This is a genomic window from Calothrix sp. CBUCES-K 9914, from assembly GCF_059640475.1.
Genome location: NZ_JBXXZH010000013.1, coordinates 1 through 24,968 on the forward strand (window position 1 = coordinate 1; position 24,968 = coordinate 24,968).

17 protein-coding genes are annotated in these 24,968 nt (G+C 37.8%); 10 read left to right on the forward strand and 7 right to left on the reverse strand.

Translation table 11 applies throughout. From position 1 onward, the window contains the following. Positions 1 to 256: 256 nt before the first annotated feature. Positions 257 to 550, forward strand: coding sequence for a hypothetical protein (locus AC2JBO_RS04645; protein WP_496952459.1), 294 nt, complete (start codon positions 257 to 259; stop codon positions 548 to 550). Between the two features lie 103 nt (positions 551 to 653). Here the strand turns inward: AC2JBO_RS04645 and AC2JBO_RS04650 are convergent, their stop codons facing one another. After that, entirely contained in the window at positions 654 to 2,612 is a 1,959-nt protein-coding gene (locus AC2JBO_RS04650; protein ID WP_496952460.1) for a tetratricopeptide repeat protein, read from the reverse strand. Positions 2,613 to 2,900: 288 nt separating this feature from the next. On the opposite strand from AC2JBO_RS04650, the gene AC2JBO_RS04655 reads away from it, so the two are divergent. From AC2JBO_RS04655 to AC2JBO_RS04665, 3 genes are all read left to right on the forward strand, one after another. Then, positions 2,901 to 3,869: a hypothetical protein gene (locus AC2JBO_RS04655; protein WP_496952461.1), complete on the forward strand. Its 969-nt coding sequence runs from the start codon at positions 2,901 to 2,903 to the stop codon at positions 3,867 to 3,869. A 415-nt stretch (positions 3,870 to 4,284) separates the two neighbouring features. Then, positions 4,285 to 5,283: a FecR family protein gene (locus AC2JBO_RS04660; protein ID WP_496952462.1), complete on the forward strand. Its 999-nt coding sequence runs from the start codon at positions 4,285 to 4,287 to the stop codon at positions 5,281 to 5,283. 69 nt (positions 5,284 to 5,352) lie between these two features. Then, positions 5,353 to 6,270 carry an outer membrane beta-barrel protein gene (locus AC2JBO_RS04665; RefSeq protein WP_496952463.1) on the forward strand — a complete coding sequence of 306 codons (918 nt, stop codon included), beginning with the start codon at positions 5,353 to 5,355 and terminating at the stop codon, positions 6,268 to 6,270. A 59-nt stretch (positions 6,271 to 6,329) separates the two neighbouring features. Here the strand turns inward: AC2JBO_RS04665 and AC2JBO_RS04670 are convergent, their stop codons facing one another. Next, a complete protein-coding gene (locus tag AC2JBO_RS04670) occupies positions 6,330 to 11,384 on the reverse strand; it encodes an nSTAND1 domain-containing NTPase (protein WP_496952464.1) in 5,055 nt (1,684 codons plus the stop codon). Between the two features lie 1,084 nt (positions 11,385 to 12,468). Between AC2JBO_RS04670 and AC2JBO_RS04675 the strand changes: the two genes are divergently transcribed. Genes AC2JBO_RS04675 through AC2JBO_RS04685 form a run of 3 tightly spaced genes read left to right on the forward strand, consistent with a single transcriptional unit; the run spans position 12,469 to position 15,331 of the window. Continuing rightward, complete coding sequence (locus tag AC2JBO_RS04675) at positions 12,469 to 12,870, forward strand: hypothetical protein (RefSeq protein ID WP_496952465.1); 402 nt, start codon at positions 12,469 to 12,471, stop codon at positions 12,868 to 12,870. A gap of 47 nt (positions 12,871 to 12,917) precedes the next feature. Beyond that, the gene (locus AC2JBO_RS04680) at positions 12,918 to 13,715 is read left to right on the forward strand and encodes a hypothetical protein (RefSeq protein ID WP_496952466.1); all 798 of its coding nucleotides are present in this window, start codon (positions 12,918 to 12,920) and stop codon (positions 13,713 to 13,715) included. Beyond that, entirely contained in the window at positions 13,697 to 15,331 is a 1,635-nt protein-coding gene (locus AC2JBO_RS04685) for an ATP-grasp domain-containing protein (protein WP_496952467.1), read from the forward strand. Before AC2JBO_RS04680 ends, AC2JBO_RS04685 begins: the two co-directional genes overlap by 19 nt. 5 nt (positions 15,332 to 15,336) lie before the next feature. Here AC2JBO_RS04685 and AC2JBO_RS04690 read toward each other — a convergent pair whose 3' ends face one another. The 3 genes from AC2JBO_RS04690 to AC2JBO_RS04700 form a co-directional block, all read right to left on the reverse strand. Then, on the reverse strand, positions 15,337 to 16,176 hold the full coding sequence (locus AC2JBO_RS04690) for an SWIM zinc finger family protein (RefSeq protein ID WP_496952468.1): 840 nt from the start codon (positions 16,174 to 16,176) through the stop codon (positions 15,337 to 15,339). 56 nt (positions 16,177 to 16,232) lie between these two features. After that, the gene (locus AC2JBO_RS04695) at positions 16,233 to 19,418 is read right to left on the reverse strand and encodes a DEAD/DEAH box helicase (RefSeq protein ID WP_496952469.1); all 3,186 of its coding nucleotides are present in this window, start codon (positions 19,416 to 19,418) and stop codon (positions 16,233 to 16,235) included. A gap of 170 nt (positions 19,419 to 19,588) precedes the next feature. Continuing rightward, entirely contained in the window at positions 19,589 to 19,750 is a 162-nt protein-coding gene (locus AC2JBO_RS04700; RefSeq protein ID WP_496952470.1) for a hypothetical protein, read from the reverse strand. Between the two features lie 149 nt (positions 19,751 to 19,899). On the opposite strand from AC2JBO_RS04700, the gene AC2JBO_RS04705 reads away from it, so the two are divergent. The 3 genes from AC2JBO_RS04705 to AC2JBO_RS04715 all read left to right on the forward strand — a co-directional run bounded on the left by AC2JBO_RS04705 (position 19,900) and on the right by AC2JBO_RS04715 (position 22,452). Further along, positions 19,900 to 20,088 (forward strand): hypothetical protein, encoded by a 189-nt coding sequence (locus AC2JBO_RS04705; RefSeq protein WP_496952471.1) that lies wholly within the window; start codon positions 19,900 to 19,902, stop codon positions 20,086 to 20,088. Between the two features lie 338 nt (positions 20,089 to 20,426). After that, positions 20,427 to 21,056: a sigma-70 family RNA polymerase sigma factor gene (locus tag AC2JBO_RS04710; protein ID WP_496952472.1), complete on the forward strand. Its 630-nt coding sequence runs from the start codon at positions 20,427 to 20,429 to the stop codon at positions 21,054 to 21,056. Between the two features lie 115 nt (positions 21,057 to 21,171). Next, the gene (locus tag AC2JBO_RS04715) at positions 21,172 to 22,452 is read left to right on the forward strand and encodes a DUF1822 family protein (protein ID WP_496952473.1); all 1,281 of its coding nucleotides are present in this window, start codon (positions 21,172 to 21,174) and stop codon (positions 22,450 to 22,452) included. Positions 22,453 to 22,550: 98 nt separating this feature from the next. On the opposite strand, the gene AC2JBO_RS04720 is transcribed toward AC2JBO_RS04715, so the two are convergent. Beyond that, the gene (locus tag AC2JBO_RS04720; protein WP_496952474.1) at positions 22,551 to 23,642 is read right to left on the reverse strand and encodes a sensor histidine kinase; all 1,092 of its coding nucleotides are present in this window, start codon (positions 23,640 to 23,642) and stop codon (positions 22,551 to 22,553) included. Between the two features lie 5 nt (positions 23,643 to 23,647). Next, complete coding sequence (locus AC2JBO_RS04725; protein ID WP_496952475.1) at positions 23,648 to 24,811, reverse strand: FIST signal transduction protein; 1,164 nt, start codon at positions 24,809 to 24,811, stop codon at positions 23,648 to 23,650. Positions 24,812 to 24,968: the final 157 nt, after the last annotated feature.

Here is a 24,968-nt window from a genome sequence, read left to right on the forward strand (position 1 = left end):
AATTAAATCATCCTCAATTTTATTCAAATCAATGATTTTTTCTCGTTTGTGAGAAATCCGGGTACAGCGTACTGGCGCCGATTTCGGAAAAGAATCAAAATACAGCGCTTTGGAGTTAGATAAAGTACGAAAATAAATATAATTCTTGTGGGATGGCTGTCCTTGCCATTAGTGTCAAGTTAAGGTTGGCACCTTCCGGAAGCAAGCGACACAGAAACTTAAAAGTAGATATTTAACTTAGTACTAAGATATTGCATTGAAAGATGTTTCCTTAAGTACACAAGCTGCGAATGCATTGCAGTGGATAGAATTAGTATCTGGTGAGTTTTTTGAGAAGAACAACGCGCGCTTTAAAAAGAGTAGTTCTGCTGACCAAATGCTGTTGAGTAATCTAAAAGAGGTTCGGTGCCAGCTTTATGAAGCTGGACTTACTGATTATACAACAATTCATGATTTATTAGCAAGAATAATTTTTATAGAATTTCTATTTCAAAAGAAAGACACAGAAGGAAATTCTGTTCTTAGTTACAAAAAAAATTTTGGTGCGTGACACCACCAATTTTTAACAACGAAGCGGAGTAATGGTAGTGTCACGCACCCTACTGTTTAAAATCAACCATCCGTTACATCTGTTACATCCGTTGCCAATATACCTACCAATCATTATTACGCAACCGCATAAAAGCACCTTCTAATTTATCCTTCCACCGTAATACATCTAAATGTTCCGGGTCGATACCTTCCCACATTTTCAACCACGCGCGGGCGCCATCGCGTTGTTTTTTTGCTATCAGTAATTCAATATAAGCATTACTGAACGCAGAAAACTCTTCATAATGAAAACGTTTGCGCTGCATTAATGGAGTTAGTATGGACGACGCTTCATCATATTCACCATTTACTATATGCGCGCGGGCAATACCAACTTTCGCTAACACATAATCTGGAAACTGTTCTGTAATTTCATGTAACAGTTGTTGACCTTCCTCTTTACGTCCTTGATGTTCATAACAAAGAGCAAGATTATTAAGTAAGGTAGGAGAGTTTGTAATTTCCAAAGCTTGCTTAAGAATTGTTTCTGCTTCTTCTAATGACTCTGGTGATGGTGTCTTCATCAACCAGTACGCATGTGTTAACATAGTATGAACTTCTGTTGAATGTAGGAATATTGGTTCGCGATGAAACTCGTAGTTAAGTAGACTGATATCTTGCCATTTACCTTGTAACCACATCCGGATAGGAGATGACAATAAACCAGCTTGAGATAATTTAGTTGCTGCATGGTAACGCATGTCATCTGGTCCACGTTGACTTAAAGCAAAGTCGCGTAATGCAGCAAAACTTTCAGGAGTTTTAGCTAATAAAGCCAAACTATAAGCTAGTTCGCGCACGTCTTTGTCACCTCGGTCAAGAAGTGCAGGTATTAGCTTGGTAAAATTAGGATGTTCAGCAAAGTATTTTTGGATTACTTTAGATTTTTGCTCATTGTATGACGGCTTAGGATTGGCACCTGTAATTACTTTAAGTTCATCAAGTGTTTTTTGTGTTACCCATTGTCCAAAACTAAATGCCCAAGGTGCATGACGTTGTGCAACAGAGTTTTTGAGGTCTTCTAAATTTTCCCGTACCAAATGGGCGCCTGTTAAATAATCTTGGGCTTTTTTCCACAAGTCGCGCGCTTCATCTATCCTGCCTTGTCGCGCCATTGCTACAGCAACAAGGTGGTAAAATAAACCGCTACTGTTGGTTTTACTATCCTGTGACTGAACTTCATCATATATATGTAATACTGCTTCATCATCACCCAAATAAGAAAGTGCCTCAACTTTTTTAGTCCAAGCATCCCAAGCTGATGCATGTGAAGCTTTGAGACGTTCGGCAACTCGTTGTGCTTCTTCAAACTCACCGTTGAGACAAAGAAACCGGGTTAAATTTGCTAGCGCATGTATATTATCAGGTTGGATATCGAGAACTTTTTGGCAAGTACTAATCGCTGCATCTAAATTCCCTTCAACAAAATCAATCAAACTGAGATTATTATAAGCCGATACGAAATTAGGATGCGCTTGTAATACAGCTTCTTCAACTTGACGCGCTTTTACATAATTACACTGCTGTAAATATAGGCGCCCGCGTTCATGTAATATAGCAATTGGTAATCCTTCTTCTCCATCCAAACCAATATCAGAAACTAATTTTTTTGTAACAACTTCTAACTCTGTAACTTTTTCACTAGCATCTTTGTATCGTTCATGGTTTGGAAATTTACTCATAGCATCACGAAACGCTTGCAGTGCGAGTAAAGGATGCTGTGTTAATAAATATCCACCAGCTAAACTATAAGTAATATCAGCATGATTTGGTTGTACAGCTAATAACATTTCACACGCGCGCGTATAACCAGCAATATCCTGAACCTCATAGCAAGCATTAATCAAATTTAATAAAACATCGCGATTTTTAGGATAATCATGTGATAGCCCATCTAAAATATAACGTGCTTCTAACCACTTACCCTGCGTAATAAAAGTTTCAGCCTTACGCAGTTCAGGCGTTAAACTTCTGGCGCCAAACCCGGTATGTTTTTGTAAAGCCTTATTCTTGCTTGCCATTTACAGCTAACCCCTGCTAAGTTTACACAGCTACACTTTCCGAGTTTATTCAACTTGACAGGAACTAACGCGCTTTTCTTAGTTTTTCTTTAAATGAGCATTCACCATTACGTACCTCGTAGGATAGGCGTCTCGCCTGTCAAACGGAACTTAACAAATCTTCTTACTTATGTTGGGTTACGCAAAGCCTCCACCCAACCTACGTTCAGGTATGCTAATTTTAGAGTAGAGTTTATACAATCGCGCTCTCATTTTATGTCAAATCGCCTACACCTATTTAGAGAGAGAATGGCAGCTTTTGAGGGAGCAGCAAATCCTCAACAAGCAATCGAGAATGGCTATTATGTACAGGCGCCGCTTAAATTATTAGCAGAAACAATAACTGCACGTGTAGCTTTACGTCCAACATCATCGCATTTATTAATCGGTGGGCTTGGCTCAGGAAAAACAACTCAATTATTATTCGCTGCTCAAAATATTAAACAAATCGAGGATATTTATCCTATTTATATTGATGTAAGTTTATATACTGATATTTATAAAATTTCAGCAGGCGCCTTAACTGCAATTGCTGGCTTAGAAATATCTAAATTAGCATACAATAACGCTGATGAGGATATAAACCATAGCATCCAAACAATTCGTAACATAGCATACGGTTATACAACAATAGTTAGAAAAGATACTTTACCGACTGTTTCAAGTATGCAGTTTGAAAGAATAGAGCATCAGGGGGTGATTCCACCAAAATCAAACTCTAATATAAGTAATTTAGTTAATGCTGTCTCTAAAGTAGTTGCAACTGCAAAAAAAGTTTGTGGTCATATTGTTTTACTCTTTGATGGACTAGATAGACTTAATGATTCACAAATTTTTGCAGAAATTATTGCATCAGATGTAATAAATCTGTCTAACGCTAACATAGGTGTTGTTGTAGTCGGACCTTTAGTATCTCTATACGGGGACTATAGTACTTCCATAAAGAATGAGTTCAACTACTTTTATCATCAGCCTTGCTTTGATATAGAAAATGACCAAGAATCTGATTATTTTTTTAGAAAAATTTTAAAAAATCGCTCCAAAAGTAATTTTATTGAACATGCAGCAATTGATTTACTTATTAAATTTTCAGGCGGTGTTTTAAGAGATTTGATTAGCTTAACGCAAGCTTTTATTGAAGAAGCTTATATGTCTGGTTTTGACGCACCCTACACACCAAAACTAATGACACAGACCACTAGTGGTTCGTGTCATTAATTTTGGGGAGTTCAGATTCCCGACTTCTTCAAGAAGTCGGGAATCTAAGCACCCGCAACTAACCAAAACTATTGACATAGACCAGTAGTGGTTCATGTCACTATTTAATTTATACTTGTCGATACTTAACGAAGAAGCGGCAAGGCTACACGTAAATTGGGGAGGATAAATAACAGGTGATTGGCGCCAAGTTAGACAAAAATTATTGCATAAATTTGGAGTGCCGCTCGTATATATACAGGAGACGTTTTAACGAGTATGGGTTTCTACCAAAATCCAAAGCGCTAGCCAACACCCTCTTGGCTAGCGAAGTGGGTTTTTTGAAGTTCAGTAAATATACATGTAATTATTTATTTCCGGGTTTTCCTGTGTCTCAAATGAAATAATAAATCTGGCACGAGTGAGGTGTGGATAGATGAAGAGAGAAATTTGGTTGGTAACTCAAAAATGGCTTTTTACAATTACTCTGGTTGTATCGTGGTTAATACCGGCACAAGCACAGCAAAACCCAGAGTTGACAAATGCGTCTGTGTACAAGCTATTAAATGCTGTCCAGTTATTGTTAACTAATCAAAATCCTCGTCCAGCAAGACAAGCTGATGTCTTAAAACCTTTGGATGCGCTGCAAACTTTAGCACGTTCACGCGCGGAGTTATTATTCAACGAGGGTTCTTTTTTACGTGTTGGTTCAAACGCAACTTTTAGATTTAAACCAGGTTTACGACGTATGCAACTCAAAAATGGTCAAGTTGTTGCAGAAACTATTTTTGAATTGCAAAATGGTACAGTTGTTGCAGTTACTCCTCCAGGTAGTGCGGGTACAACAGTTGAATTACCAGGTGGTGGGAAAGTAGAAAGTGTTATTGCGTCTTTACCAGCACAAGAAGATACACAACCTTTATTTTTGAAAAAAGAAAGTGGTGCTTTTGCTATCAGTTATGACAGTACTACTAAATTGGCTCTTATTTCTAATTTAGGCGCCGCTCCGATTAAAGTTTATGATATAACGGGTACTCAATTTGTCATATTAAATGGTGGAGAGACCGTTGATATCAAAAATGGTGTGTTAGGTGGAGTTAAAACATTTGATTTAAACCGTTTTTATGCCACAAGTAAATTAGCAGCAGGTTTAGGGCCAGGACAAGAAAATTTACTATTACAAGAATCTCCGCGCGTTCAAGAAATTTTTAGATTAGCAAGAAAAGATACACTTGCTGCATTGCAAGCACAACAACGTTGGATTGAAGGATTGTGTAGTTTAAACGGAAGAAGTGGCGCCAGTACTTTATCAACTAATTGTATAAATACTGGAGATGATGTAATTAGCACATTTGAAGATAGACGTGATGTTGTGGTTCCTCAAAGACCACCACAACCACAACCACCACAGCAACCACAACCACAACCACAATAGCAACCTTTACAAGGACAGATTCTATTACTACAAACTAAACCTTAATAGTTTTTATATAAATGCAAAGATATGAAAAATATACATGCTTATTCGATTACTATTGGTTCCTTGCTTGCATTAACGATGTCGGATATAAATCAGGCTATTGCAGTTCCCAATGCCAGCGATAATTTTGTAAATAATCCTTCAAACCAACCTTTAGACCCAAAAGAAGTAGAAGATGAATTGGGTGAAATTCGTATTATTAAACCTAGTCCTGTAAAACAACCACCACAAAGGCGCCAGCCTGATGTACAATTATTATTACGTTCTGGAACATTTACTAGTTCTAACATTACCGCTGTTGACTTTCTTCAACGTAGCGACACAGTATTTACAAACAGTGCAACGTTACTTGCCACACCTAAACTTGGTGAAAATACTCGCTTAATTACATCCATTACTGGAGGATTAACAAATTTTGCCACAAAAGACGAATTTAACTATAATTATCTCAGCTTTAATGCTGGAGTGCAACAAAGACTGGTGCCGGGAATGTACGGTCAAATAGGTTGGGTGCAAGACAGACTACATAATAATAGTGGTTCACGAATTCTGCTTGATGATGCAGTTCGTCTGACTATTGGACGACAAGACCAACTTGCTTCACAACTCAAACTCGATACTTTTTACGACTTACGTGCGAGCTTTGCTGAACCAAAAGAACAAAATCGTATTGCTAACTCGTTAGGCGCACGTTTAAGTTATGATATCACTCCCAAGCTACAAGGAGCAGTTGATTATAAATTAACATTCAAAGATTATACTCAGCAAGAAAGGTTTGATACTCAACATCAAATCGGTCTAGATTTAATATATAACATCAATCAAGACTTATTTATAGGTAGTACAGCATCTTACCTATTTGGCTCGTCTTCTGCAAGTTCAATAGACTTGAATAATTTTTCTTTAGGTATAAATGTAGGCTTGAATGTACCTTTATTTTAATTAATAATTTCCGACAATGTAGAGACGCGAGGAACCGGAGCGTCTCTACAAGGATTTTATTACTGCAAACAATTTTTTTTATCCGTAGAGTTGACATAACGGTTATTAGATAAATAATCACTTACACGCGCGCAACTTTGTTTGATTAATTTATCTATATTTAAGTTCCACAGTGTTACTCCCGCATCACTCCCTGTTATTAATGCTTTATTATTTGGGCTAAAGCTGATAGTGTTGATTTGACTCGGATATCCTGAAAGTGTTTTGATTAAAGTTTTATCATCAATATTCCATAGTTTAATTGTATTATCTGCACTGCCAGATGCAAGAATTTGATTATCATTACCAAAGCTTAAACTTGTGACTCCATCATTATGTCCTGTTAAAGTCGTGATAAGTTCACCGTTATTGTGCCAGAGTTTAATCGTATTATCCCAACTGGCTGAAGCAAGAATTTTCCCATCTGGTGTAAACACTAATGATGATATTGCACTTCCATGTCCTGCAAGTGTTTTTATCAATTTACCATCCAGGCGCCATATTTTGATTTTATTATCATTACTACCTGATGCTATCAGTCCCTGTGTACTAATAGCAACACTGGTTACTTCGTCGCTATGTCCTGTCAGTGTGTGCAGTAGTTTCCCATCTTTGACACGCCATAATTTTACTGTTTTGTCGGTGCCTACTGTCGCTATAATTTTATCATCACCACTAAACGCTACCGATGTTACTCTCTCACGGTGTCCAGATAGGGTTTGGATTAATTGTCGAGTTTTAAAATTCCACAATTTCACACTTTTATCTGCGCTTGCTGTTGCCAACCAATATTTTTGTGTATCATGGCTATAGGCGATGGCAGAAATAATATTTTGATGCGCTTTGAAAGTGGATATCAATTCTTGATTATTATTATATAAATTGACGGCGCCGTCCCAACCACCTGTCGCAAAGGTTTTTCCATCAGGATTAAAAGCAACACTATATATAGTATTATTCTGAGTGTTAGGCTTGGCTAAATTCCATAGTCGCACTGTTTTATCGTCGCTACTAGTGGCAATAATCCCATCTTGACTGACGGTAATATCTGTAATTTGTGCTTTATGTCCTTGATACATCGCCATTAGTTTACCACTCAACAGCCATAGCTTGATTGAACCATCGTCACTAGCTGAGACTAAAGTTTGATTATCATGGCTAAAAGAAATACTGTTTGCTTGAGTTGTAAAGGTTTGTATCTCTTCAGCGTTGAGACTCCATATTTTTATTGTCGAGTCATCACTAGCTGAAGCAATATTTTTCCCATCATGACTAAATATGACATGGTTAATTCTATCTTTGTGTCCAGTCAAGGTTTGAACTAACTTCCCATCTGCTACTTGCCAAAGCTTAATTAAATTATCTTCACCACCAGATACTATATATTTACCATTGGGACTGACTGCTACAGTATTTACCCAACCGTCATGAGCATTAATTATTTTAGAGCTACCATCTATATTCCAAATTCTAATCGTTTGATCACGACTGGCTGATACTAATGTTTTTGTTTTACTATCTGGACTCAAAGCTAAACTGGTTACAAAGTCATTATGACCTGTAAAGGTTTTTGTAATTTTACCGTCTATTGAATTCAGTTGGATAGTTTTATCGGCGCCACCAGAAGCGATATATTTACCATCAGGACTGAATACTACAGATGTAACTCTATCTCGATGGTTTTTGAAAGTGTTTACTAAATCCCCATTGCGGCGCCATATTTTCACTGTATTATCATCACTAGCAGAAGCTATAAGTAGATTATCAGCACTAAAACTAACCGCGTTTACTTTATCGGTGTGTGCTTGCAAACGGTTAATTTCATGTGTGAGTGATAAAGCTTGTTGCATAGTAGCTGCTGTAGCAAGTTGAATATCTTGACTTGGCGCCCCCAAAAAAGTTACTACTTGTTTAAGTTGTTTACTAGCTTTGATACTTGCTAATAAAGCTTCTAATTGCGAATGAGAATTTAATAGTGCTTCTGATGATGCATTTAATGCGGTGACTTCACGTGTTTGTGCTGCAGTACGTTGAAAATAAGCAAACCCACCAAATCCTGTTGCCGCAACTCCCAATATACTAATAACAGCCAATGCTGCTTGAGTTTGGCGTAAACGTTTCTTTTGTTCTAATTGTAGGCGCCTTCTGTCATCTAAACAAGCGGCAATAAATGTTTGTACATCGAATGATAATTCCGAAGTGTACTTAATATAAATCTCCTCTGCCTCAGCTAAACGTACACCCTGCAATAAAAACTCTGTTTGCTGGTTGTTGTGTTTCCACAAGTGTGCAGCTTGTTCAATTTGTCGCTGTAACCGTAGTCTATTACGGTTTTCTTCTAACCACCACCGTAACGTTGACCAATGACGAATTAATATTTCATGGGCAACTTCGATGGTTACTTGACTTTCTACGTTTTGTTGAACACCTAACCCCCTAACCCCCTTCCCTGTTAGGGAAGGGGGAACAACTGCACTCCCCTCTCCTTGTAGGAGAGGGGTTGGGGGAGAGGTTTCTACAGAAAATTCTTCTTCAACGTTCATTACAATTAACTTTGCTGCTGTTAATGCTTGCAAAGTTCGTTCGACTAAAGCGGGAGAATACTTCTTTACTGCTAAATCTGACTTTAACACACGGCGCCGAGTGTCTTCTGTTCCTTCTCCCAATTTTGTGAGTGAGAGAAATATCCAACGCGCGCAGTCTTTGGCTGCATTATCCAAATTATCATAAACTGTTTGCGCTCTTTTTTCCAAGGCGCCTGCAATTCCTCCTAGGTGCTGTTGATATACCGCTAACGTTAATTCTCCATTAACACGTTTTTCCCATAACTGTTCTAGAACAAATTCTAATAAAGGTAGGTCACTGGCAGAATGGTTTAATTCTTGCAGTAATACTTCCACTAACCCAGTTTCTATTTTTAAACCAACTTGTTCTGCTGGTTTTATAATCACACGACGATAATCATTATTGTTTAAATGTGGTGGAACTAAAACACTAGAAGATTGTAATAGCTGTGCGAGTGTAGAAATTTCTAAAGCTGGCGCCATAAAATCGACGCGCAATGTTATGATTAGTTTAAACTTATCACTGGTATATCGTAAGGTGCCTAACACCAATTCCAAAAATCTTTCTCTATCTGCATCGGGTGTTAAGGTAAATAATTCTTCAAACTGGTCTACTATTAATACAACTATTGCTGGACAGCTTCGCAACCAGTAAACAAACCCTTCTACTCCTTGATAAAGTAAACCTTCCAAAACATTTGCATTATCACCCAGATGTGCAAGTACTTCTAAAGGACGGGCGCCGGGACGTATACTTTTAATCAGCCACTTTTCGCTACCAGGTAATTGTTTACCAAGTCGTAATTGTGTAATGAGTCCAGCTTGTACTACAGAAGATTTGCCGCTACCGGAAGCACCAACAACTGCCAGGAATGACTGTGTTGTAATGTGATATATGAGATTCTGAATTAAAGATTCTCTACCGTAAAAGTACTGAGCGTCGTCTTCTGTAAATGCTCGTAAACCTAAATATGGACAAATATTTAAATCGATATTTGTTGGTTTAGTTGGGGCGCCTGTGGTAGATGGTATGATTTCGATAACACCACGTGTACCCGAAAGCCAAATGTGTAACGGTAAGGCGCCTGCAAGGTAAACTTGTAATTGTGATATCCAACCAGCAGCAGATAAACCAACAGATGGACGAGCAGATTGTAAAGTATTAATAAGGGCAGTTACAAACGTTTCGGGAGCAGATTCATTATTAACTGCGGCAATAATACATAAACCTTTATCGGTACTTACTTGTAAATCTTCAATCCATTGTTGTAGAAGTGTTGCATGTATATTTTCGGTTGCAACACAATCTAAGATAAGAACTAATTGGGATACGATTGAGTTTCGCAGTTGTAACCGTAGCCAATCACGACTTAACCAAACATCATCAGAAAGAGATAAAGCGAAATCTCCTGTTGGGGTTTCTTGTAAACGTCCGCGTAAATATAATAGTGCAGTTGTAAGTTCTTGTGATTGTGTGGATAAGCGTAAACAATTTTGAATATTGTCACGAATACTTTTAGTGGTAATTTTTCCAGAACGTGGTAAATACTCCAACTCAAACCCACATATACCACGCAACGCTTTACTCAAAGATAATGTATTGCTATTAGTCGTTCCTTCGATAACAAGTGCAACCCTCGGAAACACCAACTCACTATTACCTGCATTACCTAAAATTACATCTCCCACACCTTCCACAATGCGCTTTGGTGTTTGCAGAGGATACTCGCGTTGTAAGTTAGAATCTCCTTTAGACCGTCGCTGTTGATTAATTAACCGTAATTGTTGATTCGTCTTATCTATATATTGTAGTGTTTGGTGATAAACATATCTATAAAGTTCATCTGCTGTAATCACACCTTGAAATGCTGCTTCACCACGTAACCCTCGCATCAGGTAATATGTAAACACACCATGTCCCAATTCGGGAAACTCCCAAGATTGCTGATTTATATCACACGATAATAAAGCATAAAAACCTTTACTTGTGGCAGCGGCGCCTTGTAACACTTGTACTAATTGTTCTGTACCTCGTAGTGTCATACCTCCACTATGGCAAGCATCCAACCATATTAACTGCTGGCGCGCGGCAGATTGACCTAACATCTGTAATAATTCTTGTAGTGGGAGAGATGTATTTATCAAGTCATTTTTTTGAGTATCGCGCAAACATAAAAAACACCGTTGTGTTGTTGGGTCTAATATACCGTGTCCAGAAAAATAAAATAATATAGTATCTTCAAAGCGTGCTTGCTCTGTGATTTGCTTTAAACTAGTACTAACGGCGCCGATAATTGGCTTGTCTGCAAAATCATTATATTTGATTACTTCCTTGTTTGGATGTAGCATTGCGACAGTTAGCGCTTCACTCAACCCTTGGCAGTCCAAAGCTGAATAACGCAAACTAGGCAACTCTTCATCTTCGTATTGATTAACACCAACTAATAATAGCCAAAGCTTCGGAGTATGTAATTGTTGTTCATCTTTCTTTTTATTAATACCAACTGGCATACTTTAAATATTGTTCATTTATAGGTAGATAAATTATTACACATTGTTTGGTAGAGCGACTTCGGGAGCAAACATACCATTATGCTACTGGGTTTAAAACAAAACCCGTAAATAGTAAGGCACTAAACGTACACTGGTTTTAACCTTTCCTTAACTCGTGCAGTGTATCACTTGCACAACACTCGACTCTCAGGAATTTGAGCAGCAGTTGGCGCCTTTGCAATTCACTCCACCTCACCATCAGCAATAATCCATGCTTGTGATTTAACAAATTCTTGATTATTGCACAAAAAATCTACCCAAAATAAAACCCCAGTCAACAAGTGACTGGGGATCAGAGGTTAATCAGGGTGCATCTATGTATGTTGTATTCGCAAAGGTATTAACTACATCAGGATAAATCGCGAATCACTCATGAGCAAAAATAAAAAAACCCCAACCGTTAAACGATTAGGGTTATATTGAATCAGGGTGCATCTACCATCTACGTATCCATAGTCACTTTGGACATATCAGGATAAATCGGAGAATAAAGTTCATTTTACCAGCATCTGTCCCAAGACAGATATAAATTATTGTATAAACTCATCATGTAAAGCCGTATATATATAGGAGACGTTTAAGTAGGAGTTTGCTAGTTTTACAGGTTCCTACCAAAACCCACTGAAGCGCAAGCCAAATCCCCTTTGCCTAGCGCTCCGGTAGGTTTCTTTGAGCCGGAGTAAATACAACGAAGTAGTTATTTTTTTTAGGGACTTCCAAATAAAAAAATACCCAAAAATTTCTTGTGGGGTGCGCGTCCCGCCCGCCTACAGTTGGAACGGGCAAGGATGCCCATTCCACAACATGGAGAATTAAATTCTTGGAAGTCCCTTAGCCAAGTGTTCATCAGGCGCCACATGTATTTTTTGTACGGTAAACCGAATAAACCGAACCTTCGTATTATAAATGAAATTCAAAAAATTTTAGTGAGACTGCATAAACCATCCTCGTCAGACATATCTACGTTTAGAAAGCAATAAGGGTTGATGCCAAGATATAGGCTCCAAACCTTTATTATCAACACAATCGAGAAATAAATATCATGAAAATTCAATTGTCTCACTTTAAAGGTCAATTTCTTTTCCTTTTGGGGCTAACTATTCCAGCAGTTTTAGTGACTACAGTCAATTCTGTAAAAGCAGAAGTACCTACTCAAGTCATGAAGCATAATGCTCCATTCATAGATATAAATCAGCGTTACGATTCATTAGGAGGACTACAGCAAGTTAAACCTATAAAAATTAATGGACAAGATGGTGGTACTGGCAAAGAAGCCAGCGACGACAAGAAAAAAGAATCAAAAGATGGTAAAGAATCTTGTGAAAGCGGTAACTGTGGAGGTATTTATAGACCTGGAGATGAAAGGATTAATCCAGTTATTAGAGGAAATATCCGCAATCAGCTTCCTGGTAAACTGTTGAAGAGTAAACAACCAATTTTCTAAGAGAATGTTTTAAAACAAATTGACATAAAGACATAAAAGAGGCAGGGATGGACTTATTAATTGTTGGTGAAGCGGATGATAAATTAGCGCAATCTATCGTTGATTATTTTACTGCTTTGAATAAAAGTGTAGCCATTTTAGATGTTTTATCAGCATCTCAATTATTCACCTTAGAAATAATCAACGGAAAAGTCAGCGTTAGTCCCGATTTACCGATGATTATTCGTACTGTTTCCCCGCCTTTAATGCGGAAAAACTTCGATGACACTTTTCAGTACGAGGAAGCTCTATCAACTCTTTGGGCTGTAGCAACTGCTTGTCAGGCGCCGATGTTGAATCGTCCTACACCTCGCAATATGTGGGGACAAATTGCAAATTCTAGTGTGTTGACTCAAGTTCGTGCTGATTTAACTCCCGATACCCAAGAGATATTTACTTGTCATCAAAAGCAATCTTTTTTGTCTATACCCGAACAACAATGGTACGTTCAAGATTTAGGAACTTATGAAAGTGCTGTAGCTGGTGAAGTTCTTTCCGGAAGTGGTCCCTATCGTTATCGTTCAACTTTATCAGGCGCCGATTATGAGATTGTTGTTGTTTTGGCAAACAAAGCTTGGCGTTCGACTCAAGTACCTTTAGAACATTTACATTTAGAAGACCGCAGTATTAGTCTATTGCGAAAGTTAGATTTAAATTTTGGTGTGGTGATTTGGAGTATTGAGCCAAATTTAGAGAAAGCAGCCATAGCAAGGGTAGAAAGTTTCCCCACTTGGGAACAAGTCGAATTAGTCTGGTCAGAACTTGCAAATAGTTTATACGAGGTACTATGCCAAAAATCTATGTAATAGGTCTAGATAGTGACCGCACTTTTTGTTATTTCGTTAAACTAGCTGCTAGTAAAGGACTTGAGCTAGAAGTAATTAATTTACGCGAAGTGATTACTGAGGGGGATTGGTCGATACAATTACCTGTAGATGGTAATAGTTGGATTAAAACCCCTACCACTACCTACCACCTTGACCCAAAAGCAGGATACTATTGCCGAATCATCAACCTCGCTCCTGTACAGTCAGATATAGTGCTTGCCCACCGATGGCAGGGTTTAGTTGTAGCTCTAACAGCTTGGTTAGAACAAATTCCCGGAAAAGTTATTAATCGTCCTAACTGTCGCGGTGATAATAGCAGCAAGCCTCTACATGAATTATCATTGCAATATTACGGACTCAAGGTAGCTCCGAGCATAACTAGCTCCAATCCAATAAAATTAGCAGAATTTGTAAGTTCGCAACAAGCAATAGTCAAACCAATTTCCGGAATACGCGCGAATAGTCGCATCGTCAAACAAGAGGAATTTAGCAACTTCCATCCCACTCAAGGACCCGTTCACCTACAAAAATTTATCCTTGGGAATGACGTGCGAGTTCATGTAGTGGGCGATAATTATCAAGCGGAACTAATTCAATGTCCTACAGTTGATTATAGACTCGATTATCAATTAGCCGAACATTTTCCTAATCATGAAATTCCTTCAGATTTAGCAACAAAAATTATTAAAGCAACAAAAGCTTTTGGCTTGGTTTTTGCTGGTTGGGACTTTAAACTCACTCCCGAAGGTGAATATTGGTGTTTAGAAGCTAACCCCATGCCAGGTTATGATGGTTATGACCGCCGTTGCGAAGGTCAAATTAGCGATTTACTAATAGATTATCTCTCTCCAAAAGCCAAATTAATACCAACAACTTCCCTATCAAATCCCAACAAATTAATTACCGGACAACAGTGTGAGAGTATATATTCAGATATTACATCTCTACGAGAGCATTGGTTAGTGCGTGGTAGTACCGATAATATATTTGCAACCTTGGGAGCTGCTAGCTATTTAGACTGTGGTGAATTTAAAGACACTCAAGATACTTATGTTCAAAAAGCTACTCGCTATAATCCTATCTTACGTCAACATTTCGGTTGGATCTACAATTTAGTCAAAGAATACCTTGAAAATACACTCGGCGCCGAAGTTAAATATCGAGAAGATGCAGCATACCCAGGATTTCATATTTGGTTATCTGGTGCTATTCCCACTTTACCTGTAGCTTCAATGCACTTTGATTTACAGTATCAATATTTAACTTGGGATAATCCAGAAAATATTGACTTTAGCCAAAGTTTATCTTTTACCCTACCAATTGAGCTACCAGCTAGCGGTGGAGGTTTAAATCTTTGCGATATTAATTATATAGAGTATCAAGACATTCGACAAGATAACCAACTCGATTGGGATTTAATTCCTCGATTTCGCAATCAAAACTATCATCCTTACAAAATTGGAGAAATAGTAATGCATTCTGGACATACAATGCACCAAATTGCACCAACTAGCACAGTACAAGAAAGCGACGCGCGAGTCACTCTTCAAGGTCATGGGGTTTGCGTAGATGGAGTATGGTGGATTTATTGGTAGTGAACTCAAAGTAGATTCTGGTTTTTCATCTTAACACGTTCATACAATTCTTCCATAGCTTCAATAAAAGAATTATCTTTATCCCAAAAAGGTGGAAAATCGCCTTGCTTTTTAACAACGATTGCTGATACACTACTTTTACTTGGAACATCAATAGTCTGCGGTAATCGCTTAGTTCCTAACCAAAACTCTCGCACGCTAAGTGCCTCAGTAACAGATGTTTTTAATGGTTTTGTAAAAAAAGAGTCAGAAGGTTCAATAGAAACTTGTTTCGCATCGAGTTCTTTAGAAAGAACCTTACCTAAAGAAGATTGCGACAACTTTTGTTGAAGTTCGCTTTTAGAAATTCCTCGTAGTTCAAATAACAGAAAAGGGTTTTCGTCTAATTGCGAAGCAACTAAATAATACACTCCAGCAATATGCTTACAAGGGTTGCTAGAATCTGGACAAGAACATCTGGTTTTAAAATCTTTGCTGCTATGAGGCAACAAATTCAATCCTAATTCACAAAAAGTATCCTCAATATTTTCTGGAACCTCATTTAACATAAGTCGAGAAATAGTACTTGCCTTCGATGATAACTTATCTACAACAAGCTTCCATTTCAGTTTAGCAATAGGCGCCAACTCAATAGAAATATTATAAGTAGGTTCCTTGTAAACACCAAAATAATGATTTATCGAACCTCGAACCTTAGCTGTAATCACATTCCCATTAATCTCAAAACTCTTAACCTTACCACCATTAGCATAAGAACGTCCACGCTGTAGTCTACCAGAATCAGTAAAAGACTCCAACGCCTCAATAAAACGTGTACCCCACCAACTTCTACTAAACTTACTCATAATTACTCCTTCTCTTCCTTCTCTTCCTTCTCTTCCTTTGCGTACTTTGCGGTTCGTTACTCCAATATTGCACTTTTATTCAAAGCAATCAACTGCTTAAAAGCATCATTATCCAGTTCCGTCAACCAAGACTCATCACTACCAACAACAGAAGCAGACAACTTCTTCTTATCCTCAATCATCAAATCAATCTTCTCTTCCAAAGTACCAATAGCAACAAACTTATGAACAAAAACATTCTTTTTCTGACCAATACGAAACGCGCGGTCAGTAGCTTGGTCTTCCACAGCAGGGTTCCACCAACGATCAAAATGAAACACATGATTAGCTTTCGTCAAAGTAATACCCACACCACCAGCTTTTAGCGAAAGAACAAAAACCGAAGGTTCCGTCTCAGGGTTTTGAAACTCAGCAATCATTTTCTCTCGACGCTGGCGCCCAGTTCCGCCGTGTAAATAATAAGTGTTACAATGAAGCACATGCTTGATATGTTTTTCAATAGCTTCACAAATATTAGTAAACTGACTAAATATCAATAAACTTCCACCATCTAAAACAGCTTCTTCAACCATTTCAGCCAAACGAGTTAGTTTATGGGAACGTTCAGGTAAAAACTCGCTACCATCCTGTAAAAATTGTGCTGGGTGGTTACAAACTTGTTTCAACTTCATCAACGTTGCAAGTATCAACCCTTTACGTTCGATACCTTCAGTGCGTTGAATCTTCTCCTCAACATCTTTAACAACAGCTTCATACAGCGATGCTTGCTCTTTAGTCAAATTAATAAAAAGTTTCTGCTCGACTTTATCAGGCAAATCATTAATAATAGATGTATCAGTCTTAACTCTTCGCAAAATCAGGGGTTCCACTAATTTTTTAAGCGTTGTAGATTTAATCTGACTATTGTCTTTTTGAATTGGAATTTCAAACGATTTCCGAAACTGTGCTTCTTTACCCAAATAACCTGGGTTCAGAAAATTAAAAATTGACCATAAATCTAGTAACCTATTTTCAACAGGTGTACCCGTCAATGCTAATCGATGTTTCGCACGCAGTTTCAGAATAGCTTTAGTTTGTGCAGCTTTGGGATTTTTGATATTTTGCGCTTCATCCAGAACCAACCGTTGCCACTCAACACCACTCAACAGTTTCTCATCCTTACGCGCGAGAGTAAACGAGGTAATAACAACATCGTGTTCCAAACACATCTGCTTGAATGTTTCATCTTGATATCGGGTACTGCCATGATGAACCATCGCTTTTAGATGCGGTGCAAACTTGTCTATTTCTCGTTGCCAGTTTCCAACAACCGAGGTAGGAGCAATTAATAACGTTGGCGCCAAGCTTTTTTGTTTACTATCTATATTATTATCTCGTTCCTGCACCAGTCGAGCAATTACCTGTATAGACTTCCCAAGTCCCATATCATCTGCTAAACAACCATTTAACCCCAACTGTTCCAAATAACTCAACCAAGAAACACCCCGTTTCTGATATTCCCGTAAAGTACCTCGAAGCTGCGATAAATCAGAAATTGGCTCAAATTTACTTTTATCATGCAGTTTTAGCATCATCGACGATAAAAACTCATCGTGTTCAACTTCAAAGGAGTCATCAGCTTCTGCACTACGCTGTAAAAACTCAAGCATTGACATTTCTGGTTTCTCATCACCGTGAGACTGCCAAAACTCTAGAAACTGCTGCATTTTATCGCGTTCTAACTCCATCCATTGTCCACGAAAGTAAACCAGAGGAGTTTTAGCACTAACAAGCTGTTCCCATTCTTGAGAAGAAACTTCTTCATTTCCAATTGCCAGCTGGTACTCATACTGCACTATCGAGTCGAGACTAAAGTAACCTTTATCCTGTACTTTGCTTGCTGACTTTCCTTTACCCGAAGCCTTGAGACGAATTTTAGCACGTCGGCGCCCACTCGGAGTATACCAAGCAGGGACAATCACCTTGAAACCAGCATCTTCCAACACCCATGCACTTTCAGAAAGAAAATCAAACGCTTCATCCAAACTCAATCGTAATTCTTGGGGTTGCTCGGTTTCCATACCCTGCCATAATTTAGGATACATGCGCGCGGCATATCCTAAACTCAATAGTAAATTAGCCTCAAAATCTTGACCGAACTTTTGATAGGCAGTTGGTTTACGACTTGTTAACCAATATTCAGACAGAGGAAGCTTTGCAGAAGGGTCTTTTTTATCAGCGACCAAAAACTGAATACGCCAATCATCAATTGTATCAGGTTGAGCCGAATGTAACTGAAAACAAAGATGAAACGGCAAATTATTTTGAGTGCGAGTAATTTTTTGCTTCCACGTCAACCACTGCTCGTACTCTTCCAAACTTTCATTCGTCGAAAGGCGATTATGTCGGTCAGGGTAAAGACAGTAATAAACAAGCGTATTTTCAACTTGCTTATCGAATGCCGCAGTTAGGGGAGTATGCGTAACTATATCATGAATTAAATACTCGCTGAAATGGCGCAATAGAGATTCACGGTCAAAAAATTCTGTAGAGTCACTACGATTATAGGCGCCTGCAACAGTTAAAAGCGGCATATAATCAGTATACTTTTTCACAATATTTTCGTACTGTTCCGAAATAATTTCCCAACCAGCATATATTTCAAAGGAATTAGTCTGACGTACCTGCTTATTTTTTGTCTTAGTTTTAACATCTTCGATAGTTCTATACTTCAAAGCTGGAATATACTGGTCTTTAAGAATAACCTGTTTAAAAGCTTGAGTATAGTGATACCAGAATAACAAATCAGAACCAAACTGTATCTCTGAGGGATTATACAAAGCTAAAAAATGTATTTCCGAGAGTAGCTTTACAATATTAACAGCGTCAGAAGAAGCAGTTTTAACAGTAGTAACAGCGTTATAACATTCTACCTGCCAACACTCAAAACCCTCATATTCAAGCATCTCCCCTTCTAAATACTTACTCAACTCTGGAGAAGGTAACGGTATATCAGCAGTAGGTAAATTAAAATACTTTGGAGAAATACGTTCTTTTATAGATGATACAGGGTCTTTAATTCCCAACTCCTGTATCAAAAAAGTTTCTAATTCTTCTTTGCCAAGATGACCAGGGTGAATTTTTGTTTTTGTTTTATTGTTATATTCGGACTGTATAGGAGTTTCCACCCACAGATAAAAACCACCCCGCTGAACAAAATCAGTAGAAGCATCAGGTATCCAAGTGCCATGAATAACTTTCATCGTAAACCTCTGGCTTTAATCCTGAATTACACTTAAGAATACTTTACCAGATTGTTGTATATTCTATTTCTCCATTTTTAAAGGCGCCGACACAAAATATAGCAATGCGTACATGAATTGTAAAAAATATACCTTTCCCGTAGGGAATTTTACAAATGATGCGCGGATTGCTATATATATGAACGAGTTAGCAACAATAATGCTTGTTCCTTTCTACCTTCATCCTTGGCCAACCGCTCGATACTCGTTACATACTTCATATTACGTCTAACCTCCAGTTGTTCTAATTCAAGTTTAAACTCTGCTTCTAGGTTCGGTGGCAATGTTAACATCCAGTCTACAAAAGCAAACTACGTTACTATAACTTTATATTTACATTGGAATAATCTCGTCATCACATCCGTTACATCCGTTGCCAAGCTGCATACTTTCAAACTTTTCACCATATAGATTAGTGCGAGCAAGTTAAAGCACAAACTATATGAGTAAAATTACAATATTAATAGTACTAATTATTACTAGTTTATTCAGTACAAAAGTTTTATATGATTATCAGTCATCTAACTCAACTATTATCAGTCAATATTTAAGCAAGACGGCGCCACCAAAAACTGGTATTCCTGACCGTAGAGAAGTTGGTATAATTGAATTTAGCTTGGAAATATATTAATACTGATGTTATCAAGGTCATAAAAAATACCAATAATTATTATGAATAAACAAGTACAAAAAACCAGGTTTATCGGAAACCTGGTTTTTTAAATTGGGTCTATATCAAAAGTGCCACTTACAAATCTGGCACGTGTAAGGAGCTTTGTAAACCCTTATTCCTTACCCCTTATACAGTGCCAATTAATTTTTTGGCACTAGTAGTAAATCTAACATAGTAAAGGTAAATTAAGCTGTTTATTAAACGACTTTAAAGACTGCGGGTGCTTTGTGTAGCGTTGCGTCCGCAATATAGAACTGGAATTTATATAGCAGAACTTTGAAAAAGGACGCATCTGTATGTTAGTCAACCCATCATCATATTCGCATGATTATCTGTTACTCGATTTAAAGCACCGTCGCATTATTGAAAAAATCGCTAAGAAGTATGTAAATGGTACTTCGGTCAACTGGGAAGATGCGGTGCAAACTGGTTATATCAAGGTTTTAGAAGCGGTAAAAGCGGGTAGGTTCCGTCATGGAGGTGTAGAAGACTTTGCACGCTGGGCTACAGTTGTCGCGCGTTACGAGATAATAGACTTTGTGCGATCTGAGTGTCGTAAACAGTGTCAAAGTTTAGATTCATTGGTTCCGGGAACCAATATATCTATATTAGATAATATTTCTGACGAATTTAGTTCTTTCGATGCGGTTGAACGCGCGGACTTTACGTTACAAGTAATCAAAGCTGTTAAAAAACTAGATGAGCGTTATCCTGAACGTGAGTATATGAAACTTTGGCAGGGACTAGTTCAAGGAACAAAGCAAACACAGCTAGCTTCCGAACTTGGGGTTACTCAACCAGAGATTTCTCGACGACGTAAAGAGTTAGCGCTGCGTGTAGTTGTTGAGTTAGGACTACTACCACCTAATTCTACTGCAAAGCCGAATCAAAAACAATTGCGGCGCCGTACTCGAAGTACTTGGTGATAAATAAAGTTGAATTTTGTATATAAAAGCGTTGTCGAACGTTATCTTTAATAACGCACGCACCCATTTAAATAGTACCCACCATACCCCCAGAGCGTTTTTAAACTAACTTATTATGCGTAACGACCGACACTTAGAACCATTACCTGGTCAGATTTGGGAACTTAACACCAAGCAAGTACCCATCTCCTATCATCATACTCATCAGGTGCCAAAATATGTAATGATTATTACAGAAACAGAACTAGTAGAATTACCGATTGTTTCTGTAATGTTATTATCGGAAGAAACAAATTTTCTAAGTGAAGTTGATTTATTGATTCCCACTACCCTTTCTGGATTAAAACAGGATTTACTCGCAGAAACTTGGTTAGTTTTCCCCATATTAACATCCGATTTACGTAACCCAACAGGCGCCCGCGTATCATATCAAGTATATGAAACACTATTAAACGTTGGAGATTCTTTTCATAACCTGAAAAAATCACCAACAAACCTTGAAATTCAAAGCTTGGGACTCAAAATAGGCAGCCAAACAGTTATACATAATGATATCCTCAAAGCCTTTCACCATACTGAACAAACCAAAAGTCAGATATTAAGTACACCAGCTACTTTACTACGTAATAATGAACACAGTATAATTCAAATAGTGGAAGTATTGAATCAAGTAGTTAAAACCGAGCAAGACTTGATGGATACCACATCTCAAAACATTATTGAATTAACACCAACTACGTTGAAAACACCAATAACTCTTAACCATTGGTTACAAAGTGTACATCAAGCAGAGTGGCAAATTCCGACCAAATTACCAGAAATGGCAATTGCGACTCGCAGCATTAACCGTGAATGCACAATACCAGTTAACGAAATTTCCACGCTGGTAAAACAATTATCGCTTTTGAGCGATGAACATCAAAAACGCAGTATTGCAAAAAGACTGGGTGAAATAGGAAAAGGAAATCAAAGTGCAATTGAGACGCTAATTAATCTATTACAAACCACCCAAGATGACGAAACGTTGTGGACAGCAGTCGAGAGTTTGTGGCAAATTGATCCAGGAAACCCAGCAGTGGGAGTCCGACGAGTCAAACTAATCGACTTAGGAATACAGTTAGCAGGAGAAGGAGTTGCATTAGCAGTTGCATTAATTCCCAAAATCAACCAGCGATTTGGGATACTCCTACAAGTATATCCCACCGGAAGAGAAATATATTTACCACCTGAATTGAAACTAACATTACTCGATACAACAGGTAAAATACTCAGAAAAGTAACCACACAACTTGCCGATGTATTTATACAGTTAAAATTCAGTGGAGAAATTGGAGAACCCTTCAGCGTCAAAGTCACATTAGGAGAAGCAGAGATTATTGAAGATTTTATTATCTAACGTGGTGCCATCAATATAAAACTTCTCTTTCCTCTCTGTGAACTCTCGTGGTCTCTGTGGTAAAATAAAATATGAGTAGGTCAGGCTAGACACCTAACCTACGTATTATTTCCTTGCCTTACAGGAATAGTAATCATAAATTCGGTGCCATTTCCGGGTGTAGAGAAACACTCTAATTTTCCCCGATGTAATTCAGTAATAATTTGATAGCTAATTGATAATCCCAAACCAGTACCTTTCCCAACATCCTTAGTAGTAAAGAAGGGATTGAATAACTGTGACTGAACTTTATTAGTAATACCAATACCATTATCTTTAATACGAATTACAGCCCACTTCTCATCAACCACTTCTGTCTTAATTGTAATTACAGGAAGTAATGAATATTTTATTGCGGCCTCTTCCAAAGCGTCAATAGCATTCACAATAATATTCATGAATACCTGATTTAACTGACCTGGATAACATTCTAGTTGAGGTAATACTCCATAATTAAGAACAACTTTAATACCTTGATGGAAGCGTGATGAAGGTTTGAGACGATTATTTAATATTAATAAAGTGCTATCAATACCTGAATGAATATCAGCTTTTTTAAACTCAGCTTCGTCGAGTCGAGAAAATGTCCGCAATGATTTAACAATTCCTTTAATTCGCTCCACACCCATATTCATAGAACCAAATATTTTTTGCGAATCTTCGGTAATATAATCAAGCTCAATGGCTTGAATTTGCTCTTGAATAGCAGGTACAGGTGTCGGATAATAATGCTTATATAAATTTAATAAATTTAAGATATCTTGAAAATAATTACTAACATGCTCTAAATTAGCATAAATGAAATTAACAGGGTTATTTATTTCGTGAGCAACTCCAGCAACTAAAACTCCTAATGCGGACATTTTTTCAGACTCGATAAGTTTAACTTGTAGTGCTTTGAGATTTTTGAGCGCTGTTTCTAATTCAACAGTGCGTGATAATAGCGCAAGTTGTGATTCTTCAAACTCTTGTATTACGCTTTGAAGAAGTGATTCTTTTAGTTCGCTAGCTACCTCTAAATTTTTACGGTCAGTTTCGGAGCGTTCTAATTTTTTTTGTAAAATCCGAACGCTCTTTTCTAATTGTTTAATTTTGCTCTCGTTATCTAGATTATCTAGATTATCTAAGTTACTTAATTTATCCACATCCATAACCTCTACTCTGTCCCCATCAGTAGAGTTATAAAGGTTTCTTGGTGGAAATAATTAGCACCTTGCGGTTCTAAGGGTGCAAATTCACCATAAGTATAAAATCCACTTATTGGCGCCTGATAAGGAAGTGCATTTTTAATCAGTTCGTATTCTTCCTTTGACCTTGTACCCAAAAGCCAACGACGACAACAGCAAGAAAATACTAGCACAGCATCCAGCTTGTTGCCTGGATAATTTTGTAAAGCAGTTTGAAATGAAGCTAAGGATGCATTAACTATCTCATCTCGACTGTTATTGGTAACTCGAACACTTGCTTGGGATGGTATATTTGCTAAAAAATTGATACTACCATCACTGTTACAAGTGTTGGGTACTCGCATATAATAGCGCTCACTATCACCTTCGTACACAGCGAGTGGATTTTCAGCAGTCGGTTGACGATTGCCTATATAACGCTGATAAAATTTAACAGCAGTTATACCGTCTACTTCGTAAAGTATATTTCCCTCAGCTTTCGTGATCATACTTCTGCGTCCCAGTGGGCGCCATCCACAAGCAATTCCGTGAGAAAATAAAACATTGCCACCAAAAGTCAGAATTGGTAGTGAATCTGTTAAAACCTGATTTCCAAAAAACTGATAAGTAGCTTTAAACCGATATTGGTCTCCTGCGGTTCCACCAATAACAGGAACTGGTGACGAGAAAGCTAACTCTAACCCCTTGAGTAGCATCTCTCCATCTGTAGTGGCGCCACTTTCAGTATAGCTAGCTGGTAGAGCAATACAAAACTTAATATCAGTAGTACTTTTCTTAGTTGCTTGGTGTACAGCTTGTTTTGCAGCATTCAAAGGGTCACAACTCGCTTCATATCCTACACCCGTGTAAATTTCCACAGTATCAGAACAAAAAAGCGTTAGTACTAAAGAGTCTTGCCCAAACCCCATTTTAGAAGACATTTCACCATCTGTAGTGCAACCAATCAACTCAATTCCCGGAAACACGTGCGATATTTCCTTGAGAATTACAGCATGGTCAAAATCTATGGCTGCAAATAGTATACCCGCAGAAGGCACCATACCCATCAAATCTTGACAACACTGCTCTAAAACTTCCTCAACAGCACTAATTGAATCTGGGTCTTCACTATGACCGATAACAACCTTCAACATATAATAATACCCGCTCGTTTTCATCTATCACTAATTTCAGGTTGCCCATGATATAGACGCAAATAACAGTAAGAGCAAATTAATTTACCCACAGGGAGTATTGTTTAAACTTGGCAAACTCGTTAAGCTACAATTGTGAAGTTTTGATGAAGCGAGG

Excerpts from the sequence above, each read along its gene's own strand:
- AC2JBO_RS04660 (WP_496952462.1), top strand. The coding sequence starts at position 4,285 with ATGAAGAGAGAAATTTGGTTGGTAACTCAAAAATGGCTTTTTACAATT.
- AC2JBO_RS04655 (WP_496952461.1), top strand. The coding sequence starts at position 2,901 with ATGGCAGCTTTTGAGGGAGCAGCAAATCCTCAACAAGCAATCGAGAAT.
- AC2JBO_RS04685 (WP_496952467.1), top strand. The coding sequence starts at position 13,697 with ATGCCAAAAATCTATGTAATAGGTCTAGATAGTGACCGCACTTTTTGT.
- AC2JBO_RS04665 (WP_496952463.1), top strand. The coding sequence starts at position 5,353 with ATGAAAAATATACATGCTTATTCGATTACTATTGGTTCCTTGCTTGCA.
- AC2JBO_RS04705 (WP_496952471.1), top strand. The coding sequence starts at position 19,900 with ATGAGTAAAATTACAATATTAATAGTACTAATTATTACTAGTTTATTC.
- AC2JBO_RS04695 (WP_496952469.1), bottom strand. The coding sequence starts at position 19,418 with ATGAAAGTTATTCATGGCACTTGGATACCTGATGCTTCTACTGATTTT.
- AC2JBO_RS04710 (WP_496952472.1), top strand. The coding sequence starts at position 20,427 with ATGTTAGTCAACCCATCATCATATTCGCATGATTATCTGTTACTCGAT.
- AC2JBO_RS04690 (WP_496952468.1), bottom strand. The coding sequence starts at position 16,176 with ATGAGTAAGTTTAGTAGAAGTTGGTGGGGTACACGTTTTATTGAGGCG.
- AC2JBO_RS04720 (WP_496952474.1), bottom strand. The coding sequence starts at position 23,642 with ATGGATGTGGATAAATTAAGTAACTTAGATAATCTAGATAATCTAGAT.
- AC2JBO_RS04675 (WP_496952465.1), top strand. The coding sequence starts at position 12,469 with ATGAAAATTCAATTGTCTCACTTTAAAGGTCAATTTCTTTTCCTTTTG.
- AC2JBO_RS04670 (WP_496952464.1), bottom strand. The coding sequence starts at position 11,384 with ATGCCAGTTGGTATTAATAAAAAGAAAGATGAACAACAATTACATACT.
- AC2JBO_RS04725 (WP_496952475.1), bottom strand. The coding sequence starts at position 24,811 with ATGTTGAAGGTTGTTATCGGTCATAGTGAAGACCCAGATTCAATTAGT.
- AC2JBO_RS04700 (WP_496952470.1), bottom strand. The coding sequence starts at position 19,750 with ATGTTAACATTGCCACCGAACCTAGAAGCAGAGTTTAAACTTGAATTA.
- AC2JBO_RS04715 (WP_496952473.1), top strand. The coding sequence starts at position 21,172 with ATGCGTAACGACCGACACTTAGAACCATTACCTGGTCAGATTTGGGAA.
- AC2JBO_RS04680 (WP_496952466.1), top strand. The coding sequence starts at position 12,918 with ATGGACTTATTAATTGTTGGTGAAGCGGATGATAAATTAGCGCAATCT.
- AC2JBO_RS04650 (WP_496952460.1), bottom strand. The coding sequence starts at position 2,612 with ATGGCAAGCAAGAATAAGGCTTTACAAAAACATACCGGGTTTGGCGCC.